We start from the raw sequence: 20,922 nt of genomic DNA, 5'->3' as shown, positions 1-20,922 counted from the left end.
GGCAGAAGCCGCCAACGAAAAAGCACCCTCGGTGGGGTGCTTTTGCTGTTCTGGCGGAAGCTCAGGGATTCGAACCCTGGAACCCTTTCGGGTTGCCGGTTTTCAAGACCGGTGCAATCGACCACTCTGCCAAACTTCCTGGAGGCTGCTGGGCGGAGTGGTCGCCTCGCAGCATCAGGGATTGTATGCGAATTCCGGCCCGCTGCCTCAGTGGCGGGCGGGCTCCGGGTCGTCTTTGAGGCGGCTGTGGGCCAGCGCGCCAGCGGCTTCCAGGATCGGGTAGGCGACCGAGCACAGCAGCGAGTTGATGCGCTTGAGGTCGCTGATCAGGTCGATGTGCAGCGAGCTGGTCTCGATGCTGGGGACGGTGTTGTGCGACAGGCGCTCCAGGTGCGAGGCGGAATAGGCGAGCTCCAGGTCGCGGAAGCGCGCTTTTTCTTCGAGCAGCTTTTGCGCATCGCGCACATTGCCCGAGAGGAACACGCTCATCGCCAGGCGCAGGTTGTCCAGCAGGTGGGCGTGCAGCTCGTTGATCTCTTCCATGCCCTGCTTGCTGAACTGGCGGCGCTTCTTGATCTTCTTGTTTTCGACGTCGGTCAGCACGCGCTCGATGATGTCGCCGATCTGCTCCATGTTGATCGTGAAGTTGATCACTTCGGTCCAGCGCTGGCTCTCGCGTTCGTCCAGTTCGGCGCGCGAGATCTTGGTCATGTAGTACTTGATGGCCGAGTACAGCTCATCGACCGTGTCATCGAGCTTGCGCAGGTCTTGCGACAGCTGCTGGTTGTCGGTCTGTACGACGTTGTGCAGGCCGATCAGCATGGATTCGACCACATCGGCCTGGTGCAGCGCTTCACGCGCGGCGCAGGAGATGGCCAGCGACGGGGTGGACAGGGCCGATGCGTCGAGGTGGCGTGGGCGCTGGGGGCCCTTGTTGGCTTCTTCCTTGGGCAGCAGCTTGCGCATCCAATCGCCGATCACGCCGGTAAACCAGATAAAGCCCAGGGTGTTGAGGATGTTGAAGGCCAGGTGGAACAGCACCGCCGAGCGGCCCGCATCATTGATGTAGGGCATCGCATAGGTAGACCACAGACCGACGAAGGGCGCGACGATGGCCACGCCCATGATCTTGAAGACCAGGTTGCCAATGGTGACCTGGCGCACTTCGATGCTGGATTTGGCCGTTTGCAGCACGGCCAGCACACCGCTGCCCAGGTTGGCACCCAGCACCAGGCCCAGGGCCATATCGCCGGTGATGGCGCCCGACGCGGCCATGGCCGCGATCAGCAGCACGATGGCGAGGCTCGAGTAGGCGATGACAGCCAGGATCGCGCCCAGCAGCAGCTCCATGAAGAAGTCGCTCTTGACGCTGACCAGCAGGGTGCGCACGGCCTCGGACGCAAGCAGCGGCTCGGTGGCCTCGACGATCAGGCGCAGCGCCAGCAGCATCAGGCCCAGGCCGATAAAGACGCGGCCCACCCGTCCGGGCGTGGAATCCTGCTTGGAGATGAACAGCACGACGCCCGAGAAAATCAGCAGCGGCGAGAGCCAGGACAGGTCGGTGGAGAACAGCACCGCCATCAAGGCGGTGCCCACGTCGGCGCCGCGCATGACCGACAAGGCGGCGGTGAGCGGTATCAGGCCCTGGCCGACGAAGGACGCGGTCATCAGGGAGGTGGCACTGCTGGACTGGACGAGGGCCGTGACCCCGATGCCCGAGAGCATCGCGGTAAAACGGTTGCTCATACTGCGCGCCAGCAGGTTGCGGAGGTTGGCGCCAAAGACGCGCAGCACCCCTGTGCGCACCATATGAGAGCCCCACACCAGCAGCGCAATGGCGGCAAGAAGATTGAGCAAGTGTTTCATAAGGCGAACCGGACACTATACCCCTGATAAGCGCGCTGCGCTGTAGGGCGAATGCCAATGTGTCTCTTTTTATGCAGGCCAGGCGGTGATGGGCGCCTGGCAGCGGCTGTTGCGGAGGCGGGTAGGCCCCCGATAAAAAACACCGCCGTCGCATGGCGAGGGCGGTGCCTGGGTATTGACTATAGATGCGGCGGAAAGCCTGATCAGCCCTTTTCGCCCCGGCGCATGCGCAGCAGCTCGTCCAGAATCAGCAAGAAGGCGCCCAGGCAAATGGCCGAATCGGCCAGGTTGAAGGCTGGGAAATGGCTGCCCATCCAGTGGAAGTCCAGCATGTCAACCACATAGCCGTGGCGCATGCGGTCGACCACATTGCCGATGGCTCCGCCCATGATGCAACTGAGCGCCAGGCAAAACAGGGCCTTGTGGCTGTGGCGGTAGAGCTGCCAGACGATGACGGCCGTCACCACCACCCCAATGCCGGTGAACAGCCAGCGCTGCCAGCCGCCGGCGCTGGCCAGGAACGAGAAGGCCGCGCCAGGGTTGTGCGCCCGCACGATGTTGAAAAAGCCAGTGATCGTGGTGTAGTCGCCCAGCTGGTAGTGGGCCAGGATCCATTCCTTGCTCCACTGGTCCAGCCAGAAAATCACCGCAGCAATCACCAGCCACAGCACAAACCGGCCTTTGCCGGCGCTGCCCACAGCAGGGGTGGCGGCGGCGTTCATCAGGCCATCAGGCGGGTTTCACCCGCGCCATGGAGGTTGCTGTCGCAGCGGCCGCACAGGGTGGGGTGGGCCGGGTTCTGGCCCACATCGTCGCGGTAGTGCCAGCAGCGCTCGCACTTGGCCTTGTCCGATGGGTTGACGGCCACGCTCAGCGCATCACCGGCGGCCACCGTGGCGGCCGACGTGATCAGCACAAACTTCAGGTCGTCGGCCAGGGTCTGCAGCAGCGCCAGGTCTTCGGGCTGGGCGCTGATGGCCACTTCGGCCTGCAGCGATGCGCCCACCTTGCCATCGGCACGCAGGGTTTCGATGTCCTTGTTGACCACGTCGCGGATCTCGCGGATGCGCGCCCACTTGGCCAGCAGGGCTGCGTCGCCGGCGGGCAGGTCGCAGAAGGTCTCCAGGAAGATGGTCTCGCTGCTGCCGACGATTTTCCAGGCCTCTTCGGCGGTGAAGGACAGGAAGGGCGCCATCCAGCGCAGCATGGCCTGGGTGATCTGGTGCAGCGCGGTCTGGGCCGAGCGGCGCGCCAGGCTGCCTTCGGCGCTGGTGTAGAGGCGGTCCTTGAGGACATCCAGGTAGAAGCCGCCCAGATCCTCGGAGCAGAACAGCTGCAGCTTGGCCACCACCGGGTGGAACTCATAGACCTTGTAGTGTGCCAGCAGCTCGACCTGGAACTGCGCCGAGCGGGCCAGCGCCCAGCGATCGATCTCCAGCATGTCCTCGTAGGCCACCGCATCCTTGGCGGCGTCGAAGTCGCTGATGTTGGCCATCAGGAAGCGCAAGGTGTTGCGGATGCGGCGGTAGGCATCGACCACGCGGGCGAGGATCTTGTCGTCGATACCCAGGTCACCCGAGTAGTCGGTCGAGGCCACCCACAGGCGGATGATCTCGGCGCCCATCTTGTTGCTCACATCCTGCGGTGCCACGGTGTTGCCGACCGACTTGGACATCTTCTTGCCCTGGCCGTCAACAGTGAAACCGTGGGTGAGCAGGCCCTTGTAGGGCGCGCGGCCAAAGATGGCCGAGGCCAGCAGCAAGGAGCTGTGGAACCAGCCGCGGTGCTGGTCATGGCCTTCGAGGTACAGGTCGGCCTCGGGGCCGCTGTCATGGTGGTGCTCGGCGTGGGTGCCGCGCAGCACATGCCAGAAGGTCGAGCCCGAGTCGAACCAGACTTCGAGGATGTCGGTGCTCTTGGTGTAGAGCTTGGCCTCGTTAGCGCCCAGGATCTCTTCACCGGTCACGCGGCTCCAGGCCTCGATGCCGCCCTTGGCAACGATTTCGACGGCCTGGTCGAGGATCTCCATCGTGCGCGGGTGCAGCGCGCCGGTGTCCACATGCAGGAAGAAGGGGATGGGCACACCCCAGCTGCGCTGGCGCGAGATGCACCAGTCGGGGCGCCCGGCGATCATCGCGCGCAGGCGTTCCTGGCCGTTTTCCGGGTAGAAGCTGGTGTGCTCGATGGCGTCCAGCGCGATCTGGCGCAAGGTCTGTGCGGGCTTTTGGGCCGGGTCGGTGAACACGCCTTCGCCTTCGTCCATGCGGATGAACCACTGGGCGGCGGCGCGGTAGATCACCGGCGTCTTGTGGCGCCAGCAATGCGGGTAGCTGTGGGTGATGGTCTTGGTGTCCATCAGGCGGCCGGCAACCTTGAGCGCGTCCAGGATGACGGGCACAGCCTTCCAGATGTGCTGGCCACCGAACAGCGGCAGCTCGGGCTCATAGACACCATTGCCCTGCACTGGGTTGAGGATGTCCTTGTAGTCCATGCCGTTGTTCACGCAGGAGTTGAAGTCATCCAGGCCGTAGGCGGGCGCCGAGTGCACGATACCGGTACCGTCGTCGGCCGTGGCATAGTCGGCCAGGTAGACGGGCGAGATGCGGTCATAGCCCTTGTCCACATGGGCCAGCGGGTGCTTGAAGGGCATGTGGTCCAGCATCTTGCCGGGGGCCGATGCGATCACGTGGCCTTCGATGCCCCAGCGCTCCATGCACTTGTCGACCAGCGCGCTGGCCAGGATCAGCAGGCCGCGCTCGGTATCGACCAGGCTGTATTCCAGATCGGGGTTGACGTTCAGGGCCTGGTTGGCCGGGATGGTCCAGGCCGTGGTCGTCCAGATGACGATGAAGGCCTCCTTGTCCAGCTTGGCCAGGCCAAAGGCGGCTGCCAGCCGGGCCGGGTCGGCCGCCGGGAACATCACATCCAGCGTCTGGCTTTGCTTGTCGGCGTATTCGATCTCGAACTCGGCCAGCGACGAGGCGCAGTCAAAGCACCAGTAGACGGGCTTGAGGCCCCGGTAGACAAAGCCCCGCTCCATGACCTTCTTGAGTGCGCGCAGCTCGCCCGCCTCATTGGCATAGTTCATGGTCTTGTAGGGGTGGTCCCAGTCGCCCAGCACGCCCAGGCGCTTGAAATCCGCCATCTGCTGGCCGATCTGCTCGGTCGCAAACGCGCGGCTCTTGGCCTGCATCTCGTCACGGGGCAGATTGCGGCCATGGAGCTTTTCGATCGCGTTCTCGATCGGCAGGCCGTGGCAGTCCCAGCCTGGCGCGTACAGCGCGTCATAGCCTTCCAGTTGGCGGCTCTTGACGATCATGTCCTTCAGGATCTTGTTGACGGCGTGGCCGATGTGGATCTTGCCGTTGGCGTAGGGCGGGCCGTCGTGCAGGATGAACTTGGGCGCACCGCTGCGCGCATCCCGCAGGCGCTTGTAGATGCCTTGGTCCTCCCAGTCCTTGACCCAGCCGGGCTCGCGCTTGGGCAGATCGCCGCGCATCGGAAACGGGGTGTCGGGCATGTTCAAGGTGGCGCGGTACGCAGAGGCCTTTTCTGCGGGGGACGATTTGTCGGACATAAATACCTTCAAAGCAAAACATGGTCCTGATCCGGGCGGGGTGATCATGCCGGTCAGTGGAAAAATGTATAGCGCAGAAGCGTTGTCTGACGTGCACGTGGTGCAGGCGAGTGCGGACTTCTGCGCGGCACGGCGCAGTCAAGTCAGCGTCAAATTCGGTCGCGCGTGGTCTGGCGACGGGTTTCGGCGTGGCTCGCCGTATGGAAGAAGGCACGGGCATCCGCGCAGTCCTTGGCAATCCCTGTGGTCAGGGCGTCCAGACTGTCGTATTTAAGCTCGTCGTGCAGTTTGTGTAGAAGTTCCACTCGGATGATTTTACCGTATGCCCCGTCTCCACCCAGTTCCGCGGGCCATTGCAGGCAATGCGTCTCCAGCAGCACGCGGCCGCCGTTGACATCGTTGGGGTCTAGCGAGGGGCGCACGCCCAGGTTGGCGACGCCGGGCAGCGGCTGGGCCGACAGGCCGTGCACCAGCACCACAAAGATACCGCTGGCAGCGGGTTTCCAATGGTCAAAGCGCAGGTTCAAGGTGCGAAAACCGTCGCCCGCGCCCGCGCGGCTTTCGGCTAGCTGCCGGCCCAGCTTGCGGCCATGCACCACATGGCCCGATATCGCATAGGGGTAGCCCAGCAGCTTGGCCGCCGCCGTCATCTCGCCCTGGCCCAGCGCCTGGCGCACTGCCGTGCTGGACACGCGCAGGCCATCGGACTCGTAGCTGTTCATGCGCGCCACATCAAAGCCCTGTTTGCGGCCGGCCTCGACCAGCATCGCGTAGTCGCCCGCGCGCTGGTGGCCAAAGCGGAAATCATCGCCCACCAGCAGGTAGCCGGTGCCCAGCCCCTTGAGCAGCACATCGCCGATAAAGGCCTGCGGGGCCTGCGCAGCCAGCCGCGCATTGAAGGGCAGCACAATCGCCTGGTCAATGCCGCATTGGGCGAGCTGGTCGAGCTTATCGCGCAAGGTGGAGATGCGGGCGGGCGCCAGGTCGGGCTTGTTCAGCACTTGGGCAAAGTAGTCGCGCGGGTGGGGCTCGAAGGTGAGCGCGCAGCTGGCCAGACCCCGGCGCTGCGCTTCGCTGCGCAGCAGCGCCAGCATGGCCTGGTGGCCCCGGTGCACCCCATCAAAATTGCCAATGGTCAGGGCGCAGTGCCGGGTGACCTCGGGGTGGTCAAGTCCTCTGAAGATTTTCATCTTTGCTTTGTTTTTTGTAGCGGCTTGCGCTTTCGAGCCGCGCGCTGGTGTGCAATTTCACAATAAAAGTGTATATTGACCATTATGACTTGGTGCCCGGGTCTGCGTGCAGCATGTGCGTGGGTCGCGGCATTTTTCGTGGCCAGGCGCCGCGCGGGTCAACGGTATTTCGGTTCAATTCCCAATGCGCAGGAGGCCCATTGTGAAGGTGTTGAAGTTATCGGCAAGTGGCGTTCCGCAATCCTGGATCACGTTGCAGGAGGCGGTGACGCACTACGCAGCAGGTGATGTGCGCTGGGAGGCGGGCTCGAGTGTGGCCTGCTTCCGCGGCGGGCATAACGCCATCACCGGCCTGCAGTCACGCATCGAGGTGGCCAGCATCATCGGCACCCGTGGCAAGCCTGGTATCGACCCCTTTGCGATGCGCATGACGCTCACCAACAGCAAGCTGTTTGGCCGTGACCGCCATATCTGCGCTTACTGCGGCGACCATTTTGACGAAGAACACCTGACCCGTGAACACGTCATTCCGGTGTCCCAAAAGGGGCCCGATACCTGGATGAATGTGGTGACGGCCTGCGCCTCCTGCAACCACCACAAGGCCGGCCGCACGCCCGAGCAGGCGCATATGCCGCTGCTCTATGCGCCCTACACCCCCAGCCTCTGGGAAGACTTCATCCTGCGCAACCGCCGCATCCTGACCGACCAGATGGAGTTCTTGATGGCCCATGTGCCCAAGAGCTCACGTCTGACGGCTTGAGTGCTGTCTTCGCCACCCCCAGCAAAAAGGCCTTGTCGCAAGACAAGGCCTTTTCCTTTGGCGGACTCTCAGAGCGGTGGGCTATCAGGCCTCCTTGGGCTTGTAGGCGGTGACCACAAAGCCGTCGACGGCCTGGCCCGCTTCCATGCGCAGCTCCACATCGCGCGTGTCGACACGGTCAAAGCCGGCAGCTTTGGCCAGGCGCACGGTGCTGCTCAAGGTGTGGGTGTAACGGCCAAAGGGCTGCAGCTGGCTGTCCGGGCCGGTGACATCACCGTGCTCGCACGAAAAGATCAGCACGCCGCCGGGGGTCAGCACGCGGTAGGCATCGGCCAGGGTTTGCTGCAGGTCGCCGACATAGATCAGCACATCCAGCGCGGTGATGGCCTCGAAGGTGTTGGCCGGGGTGGCCGCCAGCGCTTCGAGCAGGTTGACCTGGTGGAACTTGTAGTAGACCTTGTGCTTGGCCGCTTGCTCGAGCATCTTGGCCGACATGTCCACACCCAGGATGTAGCCGTCGATCGCGCCCAGCGTCGCACCCAGCAGGCCGGTGCCGCAGCCCAGGTCCAGCAGGTTGAAGCGGCGGTCCGGGAAGATCTGCAACAGCTGGTCGGCCACCTGCTTGGGCAGGCTATAGGCCAGATGGCGCACCATATGCATGTCATAGACCGAGGCCATGCCATCGAACATGTGGGTGGTCAGCTCGACCGGCACATGCGCGGGCACCTGGCCCTGGGCCAACTGGTGGTAGTACTGGTAGATCTTGTCATCGGGCTGCAGCGCCAGCAGTGCCGTGGTATCGGGCAGGGCGTCCTGCATGGTGCCACGCGCTTGCAGCATCTGCACCCGGCCGATACGGGCCAGGTGGTCTTTCGGATCTTCGTCGATCAGCGGGCCAAACACGGCCAGCGCATCGTCGTACTGGCGCACGGTGCCCAGGTCAACCGCCAGATGGCGGCGCAAGGTGCGGTCACCAGGAATCAGCTGCAGTGCGCGTCGCAGGTGGCGGATGGCCATCTCGGTATTGCCAATGCGATGTGCAATGTCGACGACGCCGGCAATCACCTGGGCATTGTTGGGCTCCAGCGCAATCACTTTCTCAGCGGCAGCCATGGCCTCGTGCTCGCGGTTATGGCGTGCATACAGCAGCGCTTGCTCCAGCAGGCCAGGCGCCCAGTCGGGAGCCAAGGTCACACTGCGCTGCATTGCATCAAAGGCACCTTGGAGGTTGCCCGATTTCTCTGCCATCAAACTGGCGAGCACAAAAAGGCGTGCATCGCGTGGCGCACGCTGGCGTGCGTCGTTAAGGGTTTGGGCTGCACCCGTGAGGTTGCCCACAGAAATCTGGTGGCGGGCGGTTTCGAGGAATTTGCGAATCGGATCGACAGGTGCTTTTGCGCTCATGGAGTAACTGCGGGCGAGCCCGTAAACGTGGCTGTGAATTCAGTAAAGCCTTTGATTATCCGCCATTTGAGCCCGCGGCGTGTTTCGGGACGTTCGCCGCCCTGCGATAATGCCGCCTCCATGAAAAACATCGTCATCCTGATCTCCGGCAGCGGCTCCAATATGGCAGCCATCGTGCGAACCGCGCAGCAAGAGCGCTGGCAGGAGACCCTGGGGGCGAGGGTGGCGGCGGTGGTCAGCAACAAGGCGCAGGCCGGCGGCCTGCAGTTTGCCCAGCAGCAGGGCATTGCCACTGCCGTGGTAGACCACCAGGCCTATGACAGCCGCGAGAGCTTTGACGCAGCGCTGATGCAGTGCATCGATGCCCATGCCCCTTCGCTGGTGGTACTGGCCGGTTTCATGCGCATTCTGACCCCCGGTTTTGTTGCGCATTACAGCGGCCGGCTCATCAACATCCACCCCTCGCTGCTACCAGCCTTTGCCGGGCTGCACACCCACCAGCGCGCGATCGATGCGGGTTGCAAGTTTGCCGGCTGCTCGGTGCACCAGGTGACCGCCGATCTGGATGCCGGCCCCATCCTGGAGCAGGGCCTGGTGCCCGTGCTGCCGGGCGACACGGCCGAGCTGCTGGCCGCGCGCGTGCTGGTGCAAGAGCACCAGATCTACCCCAAGGCGGTGCGCGCGCTGTTGCAGGCGCGCTGAGCGCTGCGCAACGCGGTCACACCTGGTCAGGCGTCTCGGTCTGTGGCGTATAAGCCGCAAACCGGGGCTGGCGCTGGCCGCCTAGTTCGACCTCTTCGCTGAACATGGCCGCTGGCCGCACCCACCAGCCGTAATCGCCATACAGCGCCTGGTAGACCACCAGCCACTCGCGTGTCTCGCTTTGCCGGGCCAGCTGCCAGACCTGGTAGAGCCGGCCTTTGTAGTGGCGGTAGAGTCCGGGCGAAATAGCTGGTGCTGGCATCGGGTGCTGTTCCATAATCTGAAAAAATAACCAAGCCTAGCAGATGCGCCCGCCTGCACATGCCGACATGGCCCGTGCGCGCCAGGTGCCAGCGCTGCGCGGCCAGAACCTGTTCGGAGGGTGGGGTGGAGCAGATAGATTTTGTGCAGCGGGTCGATGCCTATACGCGCGCCGCTGCATCAGAGCCGGCGGTCTTCCGCCGCCATGTCTTTGGCATGCTGCTGCTAGCGGGGCTGTGGATCTGGGGCGGTCTGCTGCTGGGCCTGGTCTTGCTGGCCTGGTCAGTGCTGTCCTTTGTCTACCTTGGATTCCATGGATTGCAGATCTTTGGGCTGTTTGCCGGCTTGGCACTGCTGCTGAGCGTATTGCGGTTGACGCGCTCCGACTGGGTCGCGCCCGAGGGCATCGCCGTGCCCGCTGCTGAATGCCCGCGCCTCTTTGAGGCGCTCGAGCGCGTGCGCCAGAAGGTGCGCGGCCCCCGTATCTCCCAGCTGGTGATCACCGAAGACTATGGCCTGCGCATTGCGCAGCAGATGCGGCTGGGCGGCTTGCTGCCGGCGCGCTACCACCTGCTGCTGGGCCTGCCGCTGGCGATGGCGATTGACCGGCCGCGCCTGGTGGCCCTGATTGCGCAGGAATACAGCCATCTGCGCCGCCGCCAGGGCTGGCTGCAGGCTGCGGTCTACCGCGCCCGCCGCCGCCTGCAGGGGCTGCATGAGCGCCTCGCCGATGCGCGCCAGATGACGCACCTGGGCTGGGCCAATGAGCGCTTCATGCGCTGGTATTTGCCGCGCTGGTGGGCGGCCAGCTTTGTGGTGGCGCGGCAGGACGAGGCTGTTGCCGACCGCATGGCGGCCCGCTGGGTCAGCAAGCCGCTGATGGGCGAGGCGCTGTCCGAGGTGGCGGTGCGCGGGCGCTGGTTCCGCGAGCAGTTCTGGACCATGCACTGGCTGCGCGCGCGCGAGCTGGCCTCGCCGATCGGGCCCTTCAGCCTGATGGCCGGGGTGATGAACCACAGCATGGATGTCAACTGGGTCTACCAGGGCTGGAAGCAGGAATACCATGCGCCCGCCAGCTACCAGGACACGCCCCCCAGCCTGCGCGAGCGCCTGCGGGGCCTGGATGTGCCCCCGGGCCTCACGCCCATGTCCAGCAGCAACTGCCTGGCCTGGCTGGGCAAGCGCTCGGAGCGCTGGATCGAGCTGCTCGACCAGCGCTGGTGTGTGCGCCATGGCCATGACTGGGTGGCCTACCGCCAGATCCTGAGCGCCTCGGCCGCACGCGTGGCCGCGCTGATGCCGCGCGAGCCTTACCTGGATGCCGACCAGCTGGTGGAGCTGGGCTGGCAGCTGCAAAGCACCGCCTTGCAGCACCAGGATGCCCCCTTGCCGATCTACCAGCGCGCGCTGGAGCTGGAGCCGGGCAATGCCCGTGCGCTGGCCGCCTGCGCCAGCCTGCACATGGGCATGGACTGGGAGGCGCAGCTGCAGTACCTGGCGCAGGCTTTTGCGCAGCTGCCGGCCATGGGTGCGGCCTGGTGCCAGCTGGCTTCGGGCGTGCTCGATGTGCTGGAAGACGAGGACTTTGACGAGGCCTCGGTACGCCAGCTGCGCAGCGACTGGCGCGCACGCGAGGCGCTGGCCCGCACGCAGCTGCAGGCGCTGCGCGATGAGCGCCTGGCGCAGGGCAGCCTGCTGGGCGCGCGCGCCTGCACCGCGCTGCCGCATCCGCTGTGGGCCTCGGAGCTCGCGGCACTGCAGCTGCATCTGCAGCACTGCCCGCGCTTGCGCCGTGCCTGGTTGCTGGCGCGGCCGCTGCGCAGCTTGCCGGGGGCCTATGCGCTGGTGCTGGTGCTCGACCGGCCCGGCGTGCACTACCAGGACAACAAGCGTCTGGAGCTGCAGTGGCGCGGCTACTTGGAGCGCGAGCTGCTGCTGTGCAAGCTAGTGCCGCTATGGATCACGCATGTCGAGGAGCTGGGCCCCACCGCGCTGCGCCAGCTGGCGGCCATGCCCTGGGGGCTGGTCTATGACCGCACCGAGCAGCCCGGTGGCGCGCCCAGCAGCGGCACAGCGCCGCTCACCGGTTAGCCGGGCCTGGCGCCCGGATACTGGCGCAATGGGACAATAGCGGCTATGCACCCCAAAGCCCTTTTAGATGCCTGCGCCGAGCTGGTCGCGCAGGCCCTCACCTTTGAACACCCGGCAGACGCCGTGGTGTCGCGTTATTTCCGTGAACACCGCAACCTGGGCCCGCGCGAGCGTGGCACGCTGGCCGAGACGGTGTACACCGTGCTGCGCAAGAAAACGTTGTTTGAATCGCTGGCCCGCTCGGGCAGCGGCGCGCGCGCGCGCCGCCTGGCCATCCTGGGCTTTGCCGGCCCGCGCAGCTTTGTCAAAAGCGCGCTCAGCGACCAGGAAGTGCAATGGCTCGACGACTGCGACGCGATTGCGCCGGCCAGCCTCATGCCCCAGCACCGCCACAACCTGCCCGAGTGGCTGGTCGAGCCGCTGCAGGCCCAGGTGGGTGAGCAGTTCGAGCAGCTGGCCGCCAGCATGCTGGAGACGGCCCCGCTGGATCTGCGCGCCAATGCGCTGCTGACCAAGCGCAGCGAGCTGCAAAAAGAACTCAAGGAAGCGGGCATCAAGGCCGAGCCCACCCCTTATTCGCCCTGGGGCCTGCGCGTGGCCGACAAGCCTGCGCTCTCGCGCCTGGAGGCCTTTGTCAAAGGCCGGGTCGAGGTGCAGGACGAGGGCTCGCAGCTGCTGGCCCTGCTGCTGGACGCCAAGCGCGGCGAGATGGTGACCGATTTTTGTGCCGGCGCCGGCGGCAAGACCCTGGCCATTGGCGCGACCATGCGCAGCACCGGCCGTCTCTACGCCTTTGATGTGTCGGCCCACCGCCTGGAGGCGCTCAAGCCGCGCCTGGCCCGCTCGGGCCTGTCGAATGTGCACCCGGCTGCGATTGCGCATGAGCGCGATGAGCGGGTCAAACGCCTGGCCGGCAAGATGGACCGCGTGCTGGTCGATGCCCCCTGCTCGGGCCTGGGCACCTTGCGCCGCAATCCCGATCTGAAATGGCGCCAAAGCCCCAAGGCGATTGAAGAGCTGACGGCCAAGCAAACCGCCATTCTGGCCAGCAGTGCCCGCATGGTGAAGTCCGGCGGCCGCCTGGTCTATGCCACCTGCAGCATCCTTCCCGCAGAGAACGAGGCGATTGCCGAGGCCTTTGCCGCCGCCCACCCGGACTTTGTGCCGATGGATGCCGGCGAGCTGCTGGCAGGTCTGAAGGTCGAGCACGCCGCCAGCCTGTGCAGCGGCGGCGACAGCGGCAGCCTCTACCTGCGCCTGTGGCCCCACCTGCACCAGACCGACGGCTTCTTTGCCGCCGTCTGGCAGCGCAAGTAAGGCAGTCAGTCCAATAAGGCATAGGCCACCAAGGCGATTGCGCCTTGGCAGGCTGCCTCAGCTGTCAGCCTTTCCAGCCCAGCCAGTCGGCCACACTGCGCCAACCGGCGCGCCAGCCCGCATAGGCCTGCACCTGCACCAGCAATTGGGCGGGCTGCAGGCCTTGTGCTTGCAGCCAGTACCAGCCCGCATGGGCGCCATTGCAGTGCGGGGCGTCTTCGGCCACCAGGCGCAGCGCGCTGTGCCAGGGCGAGCTGATCTGCAGCTGCCCGGCGCGGCAGTACAGGCTGCTGCCCGCCTCCAGATACAACCATTGGCCCTGGCCTGCACGCAAGGCCAGGCTGCTGCTGTGGATGCCTGGCTGCGCGGGGGCGCTGGTCTGGGCCTGGGAGGCGGCGCTGCCTGGCAGGGCGGAGGTGAGGCGGGCGGTGGTGCTGGTGGTCATTTTTGCGCTTTCCTGAGCGTGGCAGAACAGGGCTCTAGCGTAAAAAAATGCAGTGCAACGCAACAGACACAGTCTGCACCAGGGTCGGGCGGAACAGCGCAAGCACAAAGGGTCTGTTCTGGTTCAAAATCGCAGTTTCTGTATCTGTTCTGTCAGGGTTGAACCTGAGACCATAGCGCTGCGAATGGGAATCTGGCCCTGGCCACTGCGGTGGCGCACAAGGGTGATGGACAGGTTCCCGGAACCAGGAGTCCTGCTGTGCCGCTGTTAGATGAGAGTCTGTGTGACATCCCCGAGAGCCATTCCGTAGACGCGGCAGGCAGCCCGCCCGCCGACGATGCGTTTTTGTACGAGCGCATCGCCGCGCATTTTGAGCAGGCGATTGCCCAGCAGACCCTGGGTGTGGGGGCGCGCATGCCCTCGGTACGCGATATCCGGCGCCAGCACCATGTCAGCCACAGCACGGCGCTGCAGGTGCTGCGCGTGCTGGAGTCGCGCGGGTTGATCGAGGCGCGGCCGCGTGTGGGCTACTTTGTCAGCGACGGGGCTTTGCAGATGCCCGCCGCGCGCGAGCCGCTGCAGCTGGGCCCTTTTCCGATGCAGGACCACCGCTTTGAAGGCATTGGCGAGCGCGCGGCCGAGTACCTGAACAAGGCGCGCCTCAAAGGGCCGCTCAAGGTAGACCTGGGCAGCGCCATGCCCGCGCCCGAGCTGTTCGATGCCAAACTGCTCAATCAGCTGGCCGTGGCCTTGCTGCGCGAGCAGCCCCAGATCCTGGTCCATGGCCCTTCGGCGCCTTTCACCCATCCGGATTTTCAGGCCTCGATGGCGCGCTACGCGCTGGGCTTTGGCGTGCGCCTGGCGCCGATGGACATTGCGGCGACCTTTGGCAATTCCGAGGCGGTGAACTTGGCGCTCGATGCGCTGACCCAGCCGGGCGATATGGTGGCGATTGAGTCGCCCACCTTCTACGGCATCCTGCAGGCGATCGAGGCCAAGAAGCTGCAGGCGCTGGAGATCCCGTCGAGCCCGCACACGGGCATGTCGATCGAGGCGCTGGAGCTGGCCTTGCGCACCCACCCCAACCTCAAGGCCGTTGTTGTCGTGCCCCATCTGCAGATGCCCCAGGGCGCCACCATGCCTGACAGCCACAAGCGGCGCCTGGTGGCCCTGTGCCGCGAGTACCGGGTCGCGCTGATCGAGGACGATATCTACCGCGAATTTGTCGAATCCGACGAGGTGCTCAAGCCCTGTAAGGCCTGGGACACCGATGGCTCGGTGATCTATTGCTCCTCGCTGTCCAAAAGCTATGCGCCGGGCCTGCGCCTGGGCTGGATGAATGCCGGGCGCTGGCAGGAGCGGGTGCAGATGATCAAGTTTGCACGCTCGCGCAACCTGCCGGTCTGGCCCCAGCTGCTGGGCGCACGCACGGTGGGGTCACCGTCGTACATGCGGCACCTGGTGCGCCTGCGCCAGCAGCTGCGCGTGCAGCGCCAGGCCGCGGCGCAGGCGGTGGCGCGCTATTTTCCGATTGGCACGCGCCTGAGCCTGCCCGCGGGCGGCCTGAGCATCTGGCTGGAGCTGCCCGAGCAAATCTCGTCCAGCCGCCTGTACGACGAGGCGCTGGCCGTGGGCATCCGCGTGGCGCCTGGCGACATGTTCAGCAACACTGGCCATTACGACCACTTTCTGCGGCTGAGCTGCGGCATGCCGTTTACCGACGCAGTGGACGAGGCCTACCGCAGCCTGGGGCGCATGATGCATGCGCAGCTGGGGCTGCCGCCCAGGGCTTGATGCCGAGGCGCCGTGGGCGTGCTGCCTAGAAAAACCGGACGCAAAAAAACACAAAGGACACCGAGGTGTCCTTTGTGGTGTTTGCATGCCACCAAGTCAATGGCGGCGTACAGGCTGATTACTTCAGCTTCACTTCCTTGTAATCCACATGCTTGCGAGCCTTGGGATCGAACTTCGTGATCAACATCTTTTCAGGCATTGTCTTCTTGTTCTTGGTGGTCGTGTAGAAGTGACCGGTGCCGGCTGTCGATTCCAGCTTGATTTTTTCGCGTCCGCCTTTGGATGCCATGGTGATACTCCTTAAGCTTGGCCACGTGCGCGCAGGTCTGCGAGCACAGAATCAATACCGTTCTTGTCGATCAGACGCAGAGCGGCGCTGGAAACACGCAGGCGAACCCAGCGGTTTTCAGTTTCCACCCAGAAACGGCGATATTGCAGGTTCGGCAGGAACCGGCGCTTGGTTTTGTTGTTGGCGTGGGAAACGTTGTTTCCCACCATGGGCTTCTTGCCCGTTACTTCGCAAACGCGTGCCATCAGGACACTCCGAAAGTTTTAACAGCTGCTTGCCCTGTCCGCCTCGTTAAAAGCAGCGCGGCTTGCAGCCTCACCTCGCCAATCAAAGGGTGGCGGTAGCCCATGTTCACAGCCGGGTCGGCTCAGTGGTGCAAGACCGCTGGCAAACCTGCCGTAGTTTCCTGTTCACGCGCCGAAGATTGCGAATTAGCAAAAGGCGGCAAGCAGCAAAGCCAAGGATTATAGCCTGAAAGCAAAATTCGGGCTATGCCCCTGGCTTGCGGGCTTATTCCTGTTCCAGGAAGCGCTGGGCATCCAGCGCAGCCATGCAGCCCGTGCCCGCGCTGGTAATGGCCTGGCGGTAGACATGGTCTTGCACGTCGCCAGCCGCGAAGATGCCGGGCACGCTGGTTTGTGTGGCAAAACCGCCACGGCCCATCTGGGTCACCAGGTAGCCGTTTTCCATCTCCAGCTGGCCTTGGAAGATGTCGGTATTGGGGTGGTGGCCAATGGCGATAAAGCAGCCTTGCAGCGCGATGTCCTCGGTGTGGCCGTCTTGCGTGCTCTTGATGCGGATGCCGTTGACGCCCGATTGGTCGCCCAGCACTTCATCGAGCGTGAAATGGGTCTTGAGCTCGATCTTGCCTTCCTGGACTTTCTCCATCAGCTTGTCGACCAGGATGGGCTCGGCCTTGAACTTGTCGCGGCGGTGCACCAGCGTCACCTTGCTGGCGATGTTGGACAGGTAGAGCGCTTCTTCCACGGCGGTGTTGCCGCCGCCGATCACGCAGACGGGCTGCTCGCGGTAGAAGAATCCGTCACAGGTCGCGCAGGCCGACACGCCACGGCCCATGAAGGCCTCTTCGGTGGGCAGGCCCAGGTACTTGGCCGATGCGCCGGTGGCGATGATCAGGCTGTCGCAGGTGTAGGTGCCGCTGTCGCCCTTCAAGGTGAAGGGGCGCTTGCTGAAGTCGACCTGGTTGATGTGGTCAAAGATGATCTGGGTCTTGAAACGCTCGGCATGCTCCAAAAAACGCTGCATCAACGCCGGGCCTTGCACGCCCATCACATCGGCGGGCCAGTTGTCCACTTCGGTGGTGGTCGTCAGCTGACCGCCCTGGGCCATGCCGGTGATCAAGACGGGATCGAGGTTGGCACGCGCCGCATAGATGGCGGCGGTATAGCCCGCAGGGCCCGAGCCCAGGATCAGAACTTTGGCATGTTGGTGGATGGCAGACATAGAACTCCTATCGCATTCAGGGGGCAGCTGCGGGGCAGCCGCGAATCAGTGAGCAGGCTGGCGCATGGCGCTCAGCAAAACATGAAAGAGTATCAAACACTGGCCACCCTCTGTGGATGGCTTGTGTCAATGTCCTTGATTGTCGCAAGCCATCACAGCACCTGAGGACGCCCGGCGCTGCATTTGCGCGCCAATGACAACAATCGTTGCGGCGTGCTGGCGCAAGGGGTGGGATTGTAGGAAGATAGGTAGATTACAAAATGTTGCGTATTGCCAGGTGACAGGGGCCTAGCACCGGTAGCTAGCCATGCTTTTCGTGCATCAGACTTATGTTTTTATTGGGTATTTGTGCTGATGGCCAGCGCCTGTCGGGGCCTTGGCGGCCCGCTCTGTGCGGCAGGGCCGCCCGCACTTTGCCTGAAGCACCGCGTCGCACCAAGGCATCACCCGGCCCCAGGCGCCTGGCCTGCTATCGAATTTGCAATCCGCTTAGGGTAAGCTCTGGCTCCTAGGTTATGGCTTACTCATCAAAGAAATCAAAGACAGCACCCCAGACCGGCCATTCGCTGGTGATGGGGGTTCGCCGTTTTGGGCACGAGCTGGTGCTCATCGTCAGTTTTGTGCTGATGGCGTTTTGCGTGGCGGCCATGGTCAGCTACTCGCCCAAGGACCCGGCCTGGTCCACCTCGGGCACGCAGATGGCTGGCCATGTCAGCAACTGGATGGGTCGCCTGGGCGCGATGGTGTCTGACGGCGGCTATTTCATGGTGGGTTTTTCCGTCTGGTGGCTGGTGGTGGCCGCCGTGCTGGCCTGGTTCTCGTCGCTGGCGCGCTGGCTGCGCGCCGGTGAGGCGCCACCCAACGATCCGCGCCCGCTGTGGCTGCGCCGCATGGTGTTCTGGGGGGGGCTGGTGGTGCTGCTGCTGGCCAGCGCTGCGCTGGAATGGTCGCGCCTCTACCGTTTTGAGGCCAGCCTGCCCGGCGCTGCCGGCGGTGTGCTGGGCTTTTTGCTCGGCCCGATGGCCGAGCGTTGGATGGGCTTTACCGGCTCGGGCATTGTCGGCGTGATGCTGCTGCTGCTGGGCCTTTCCTGGATTCTGGGCTTCTCCTGGGGCCAGATCGCCGAGAAGGTCGGCGCCGGGATCGAGCGTACTTTGCAAAAGCTGATGCTGCGCCGCGAAGCCGCTGCCGACAAGGCCGTGGGCAAGAAGGCAGCGCTGGCGCGTGAGGCCGAGGTCAGCAGTGCAGCCCCTGTGCCGATGGCCTCACGCCTGGATCCAACCGGTGATGGCCTGGACAGCATGCTGCCCGCTGCGCCGCGCAGCGCAGCGGTCGATTCGGGCCTGCATATCGCCCAGCCGCTCAAGCCCCAGGCGCAGCCCAGCGCCCGCGTGGTCAAGGAGCGGCAAAAGCCGCTGTTCAACGAGCTGCGTGACACGCGCCTGCCCCAGGTGGACCTGCTCGATGCGGCGCCCAAGACGCAGGAGAGCGTCTCCTACGAAACCCTGGAGATGACCAGCCGCCTGATCGAGAAAAAGCTCAAGGACTTTGGCGTCGAGGTGCGCGTGGTCGAGGCCGCACCCGGCCCGGTGATCACCCGCTACGAGATCGAGCCGGCCACCGGCGTCAAGGGCTCTCAGATCGTCAACCTGGCCAAGGACCTGGCCCGTTCGCTGTCGCTGGTGTCGATCCGCGTGGTCGAGACCATCCCCGGCAAGACCTATATGGCGCTGGAGCTGCCCAATGCCAAGCGCCAGACCATTCGGCTGACCGAAATCCTGGGCTCACACGAGTACCACGACGCCAAGAGCCTGCTGACCATGGGTCTGGGCAAGGACATCATCGGCAAGCCCGTGGTGGCCGACCTGGCCAAGATGCCCCATGTGCTGGTGGCCGGTACCACCGGCTCGGGCAAGTCGGTGGGTATCAATGCGATGATCTTGTCCGTGCTCTACAAGGCCGAAGCCAAGGATGTGCGGCTGATGATGATCGACCCCAAGATGCTGGAAATGTCGGTCTACGAAGGCATTCCGCACCTGCTGTGCCCGGTGGTCACCGACATGAAGCAGGCGGCCAACGGCCTGAACTGGTGCGTGGCCGAGATGGAGCGCCGCTACAAGCTGATGAGCAAGCTGGGCGTGCGCAACCTGGCGGGCTACAACACCAAGATCGACGAGGCCAAGGCGCGCGAGGAGAGCATTCCCAACCCCTTCAGCCTGACGCCCGAGTCGCCTGAGCCCCTGCAGCGCCTGCCGCATATCGTCGTGGTGATCGACGAGCTGGCCGACCTGATGATGGTTGTCGGCAAGAAGATCGAAGAGCTGATTGCACGCTTGGCGCAAAAGGCGCGCGCTGCCGGTATCCACCTGATCCTGGCCACTCAGCGCCCCAGCGTCGATGTGATCACTGGCCTCATCAAGGCCAATATCCCTTCGCGGATCGCGTTCTCGGTGGGCTCCAAGATCGACAGCCGCACTATCTTGGACCAGATGGGCGCCGAGGCGCTGCTGGGCATGGGTGACATGCTCTACATGGCCAGCGGCACGGGCTTCCCGGTGCGGGTGCATGGCGCCTTTGTGTCTGATGAGGAAGTGCACCGCGTCGTCAGCTACCTCAAGGAGCAGGGCGAGCCCGACTATATCGACGGTGTGCTCGAAGGCGGCACCGGCGAGGGCGATTCCGGCTTTGGCGATGAAGAGGGCGGCGGCAGCGGTGAGAAGGACCCGATGTACGACCAGGCGGTCGAGATCGTGCTCAAGGACCGCAAGGCCAGCATCTCCTACGTGCAGCGCAAGCTGCGCATCGGCTACAACCGCTCGGCCAACCTGCTCGAAGAGATGGAGCGCGCCGGCCTGGTGAGCGCCTTGACCGGCAGCGGCCAGCGCGAAGTGCTGGTGGCCCACCGTCCCGGCGGTGAAGAATAGCGCAGCGGCGGGTAAACATTCGCAAAGCCAGCGCCTTGGCGGCCCACAGCGGGCACTTGTGGCCCGCTGCCGCACTCCAAACCCCTTGTTGGCCCGAAAGTGGCCCATGCATTGGCTTTGTTCGCAAAGCACGAAAGGATTCACGATGAGACAATGGATCGCAGCAGCCGCCCTGGTCAGCCTGACCGGTTGGGCACAGGCCGATGGCCTGCAAAGCCTGGAAAAGTTCATGACCAGCTCGCAGGCCGGTGAAGCCCAGTTCACGCAGACGGTCACCTCGCCCGCCAAGCAGGGCCAGGCAGGCAGGGTCAAGACCTCCAGCGGCAGCTTTGCTTTCCAGCGGCCGGGCAAGTTCAAGTTCATCTACCAAAAGCCGTTTGACCAGACCATCGTCGCCGATGGCGCGGTGCTGACCGTCTATGACGCCGACCTGAACCAGGTTACCCAGCGCCAGCAGAGCAAGGCCCTGGGCCAGACGCCTGCCGCGCTGCTCGCGTCCGCTTCAAGCTTGCAGGCGCTGAAGGCCGAGTTCGACGTGAGCAGCTTGCCCGAGGCCGATGGCCAGCAATGGGCCCAGGCCATTCCGAAGAACAAGGACGGCCAGATCAAGCAGGTCAAGGTCGGCTTCAAGGGCGATGAGCTGCAGACCTTGGAGATCGAGGACGGTTTTGGCCAGCGCTCGGTGCTGCGCTTTGTCGGCTTCAAGGCCCTGCCTTCGCTGCCAGGCTCGGCGTTCGAGTTTGCGATTCCTTCTGGCGCGGAAGTGATTCGCCAGTAAGCAGCATTCCAGCGGTGATGCCAACCGCGCGGACATAAAAAAAAGGTGCTCACGCATAGG

17 protein-coding genes and 1 tRNA gene are annotated in these 20,922 nt (G+C 64.4%); 7 read left to right on the top strand and 11 right to left on the bottom strand.

Annotation, left to right across the window (positions count from 1 at the left end):
• Positions 1-51 precede the first annotated feature (51 nt).
• The 5 genes from N4T19_RS11265 to N4T19_RS11245 all read right to left on the bottom strand — a co-directional run bounded on the left by N4T19_RS11265 (position 52) and on the right by N4T19_RS11245 (position 6,633).
• Positions 52-139, bottom strand: a tRNA-Ser gene (locus tag N4T19_RS11265).
• A 68-nt stretch (positions 140-207) separates the two neighbouring features.
• A complete protein-coding gene (locus tag N4T19_RS11260; protein ID WP_116927008.1) occupies positions 208-1,866 on the bottom strand; it encodes a Na/Pi cotransporter family protein in 1,659 nt (552 codons plus the stop codon).
• A 203-nt stretch (positions 1,867-2,069) separates the two neighbouring features.
• On the bottom strand, positions 2,070-2,588 hold the full coding sequence (gene lspA / locus N4T19_RS11255) for a signal peptidase II (RefSeq protein ID WP_116927007.1): 519 nt from the start codon (positions 2,586-2,588) through the stop codon (positions 2,070-2,072).
• Positions 2,588-5,443 carry an isoleucine--tRNA ligase gene (gene ileS / locus N4T19_RS11250; protein WP_260720223.1) on the bottom strand — a complete coding sequence of 952 codons (2,856 nt, stop codon included), beginning with the start codon at positions 5,441-5,443 and terminating at the stop codon, positions 2,588-2,590. The genes lspA and ileS overlap by 1 nt, the downstream gene beginning before the upstream one ends.
• 149 nt (positions 5,444-5,592) lie before the next feature.
• Positions 5,593-6,633, bottom strand: a complete 1,041-nt coding sequence (locus N4T19_RS11245; protein WP_116927005.1) for a bifunctional riboflavin kinase/FAD synthetase — start codon at positions 6,631-6,633, stop codon at positions 5,593-5,595.
• Between the two features lie 202 nt (positions 6,634-6,835).
• Here N4T19_RS11245 and N4T19_RS11240 point away from each other — a divergent pair, with 202 nt between their 5' ends.
• Positions 6,836-7,393 (top strand): HNH endonuclease, encoded by a 558-nt coding sequence (locus N4T19_RS11240; RefSeq protein ID WP_260720222.1) that lies wholly within the window; start codon positions 6,836-6,838, stop codon positions 7,391-7,393.
• Positions 7,394-7,477: 84 nt separating this feature from the next.
• Here the strand turns inward: N4T19_RS11240 and N4T19_RS11235 are convergent, their stop codons facing one another.
• Positions 7,478-8,797 carry a methyltransferase gene (locus N4T19_RS11235; protein ID WP_116927004.1) on the bottom strand — a complete coding sequence of 440 codons (1,320 nt, stop codon included), beginning with the start codon at positions 8,795-8,797 and terminating at the stop codon, positions 7,478-7,480.
• Positions 8,798-8,917: 120 nt separating this feature from the next.
• On the opposite strand from N4T19_RS11235, the gene purN reads away from it, so the two are divergent.
• Complete coding sequence (purN, locus tag N4T19_RS11230; protein ID WP_116927003.1) at positions 8,918-9,499, top strand: phosphoribosylglycinamide formyltransferase; 582 nt, start codon at positions 8,918-8,920, stop codon at positions 9,497-9,499.
• Positions 9,500-9,515: 16 nt separating this feature from the next.
• Here the strand turns inward: purN and N4T19_RS11225 are convergent, their stop codons facing one another.
• A complete protein-coding gene (locus N4T19_RS11225) occupies positions 9,516-9,761 on the bottom strand; it encodes a DUF1653 domain-containing protein (protein ID WP_260720221.1) in 246 nt (81 codons plus the stop codon).
• A gap of 125 nt (positions 9,762-9,886) precedes the next feature.
• On the opposite strand from N4T19_RS11225, the gene N4T19_RS11220 reads away from it, so the two are divergent.
• Together N4T19_RS11220 and N4T19_RS11215 are read left to right on the top strand one after the other, a co-directional pair.
• On the top strand, positions 9,887-11,851 hold the full coding sequence (locus tag N4T19_RS11220; RefSeq protein WP_182343285.1) for a M48 family metallopeptidase: 1,965 nt from the start codon (positions 9,887-9,889) through the stop codon (positions 11,849-11,851).
• 45 nt (positions 11,852-11,896) lie between these two features.
• On the top strand, positions 11,897-13,168 hold the full coding sequence (locus N4T19_RS11215) for an RsmB/NOP family class I SAM-dependent RNA methyltransferase (RefSeq protein ID WP_182343283.1): 1,272 nt from the start codon (positions 11,897-11,899) through the stop codon (positions 13,166-13,168).
• Between the two features lie 64 nt (positions 13,169-13,232).
• Here N4T19_RS11215 and N4T19_RS11210 read toward each other — a convergent pair whose 3' ends face one another.
• Positions 13,233-13,613, bottom strand: coding sequence for a hypothetical protein (locus N4T19_RS11210; protein WP_260720220.1), 381 nt, complete (start codon positions 13,611-13,613; stop codon positions 13,233-13,235).
• Positions 13,614-13,871: 258 nt separating this feature from the next.
• Here N4T19_RS11210 and N4T19_RS11205 point away from each other — a divergent pair, with 258 nt between their 5' ends.
• Positions 13,872-15,407 (top strand): aminotransferase-like domain-containing protein, encoded by a 1,536-nt coding sequence (locus N4T19_RS11205; RefSeq protein WP_409935188.1) that lies wholly within the window; start codon positions 13,872-13,874, stop codon positions 15,405-15,407.
• Between the two features lie 118 nt (positions 15,408-15,525).
• On the opposite strand, the gene rpmG is transcribed toward N4T19_RS11205, so the two are convergent.
• From rpmG to trxB, 3 genes are all read right to left on the bottom strand, one after another.
• On the bottom strand, positions 15,526-15,696 hold the full coding sequence (gene rpmG, locus N4T19_RS11200) for a 50S ribosomal protein L33 (protein ID WP_021026858.1): 171 nt from the start codon (positions 15,694-15,696) through the stop codon (positions 15,526-15,528).
• An 11-nt stretch (positions 15,697-15,707) separates the two neighbouring features.
• On the bottom strand, positions 15,708-15,941 hold the full coding sequence (rpmB, locus tag N4T19_RS11195; RefSeq protein WP_021026859.1) for a 50S ribosomal protein L28: 234 nt from the start codon (positions 15,939-15,941) through the stop codon (positions 15,708-15,710).
• 265 nt (positions 15,942-16,206) lie between these two features.
• The gene (trxB, locus tag N4T19_RS11190) at positions 16,207-17,160 is read right to left on the bottom strand and encodes a thioredoxin-disulfide reductase (RefSeq protein WP_021026860.1); all 954 of its coding nucleotides are present in this window, start codon (positions 17,158-17,160) and stop codon (positions 16,207-16,209) included.
• A 515-nt stretch (positions 17,161-17,675) separates the two neighbouring features.
• On the opposite strand from trxB, the gene N4T19_RS11180 reads away from it, so the two are divergent.
• On the top strand, positions 17,676-20,084 hold the full coding sequence (locus N4T19_RS11180; protein ID WP_409935187.1) for a DNA translocase FtsK: 2,409 nt from the start codon (positions 17,676-17,678) through the stop codon (positions 20,082-20,084).
• A 145-nt stretch (positions 20,085-20,229) separates the two neighbouring features.
• Positions 20,230-20,862 (top strand): LolA family protein, encoded by a 633-nt coding sequence (locus N4T19_RS11175; protein ID WP_260720219.1) that lies wholly within the window; start codon positions 20,230-20,232, stop codon positions 20,860-20,862.
• The last annotated feature ends 60 nt before the right edge of the window (positions 20,863-20,922 follow it).

Origin of the sequence: Comamonas squillarum, assembly GCF_025309455.1 — a bacterium.
GTDB lineage: Bacteria > Pseudomonadota > Gammaproteobacteria > Burkholderiales > Burkholderiaceae_C > Comamonas > Comamonas squillarum.
The sequence above is the reverse complement of the archived record's forward strand: the minus strand, read 5'-3'. Positions and strand labels throughout refer to the sequence as shown.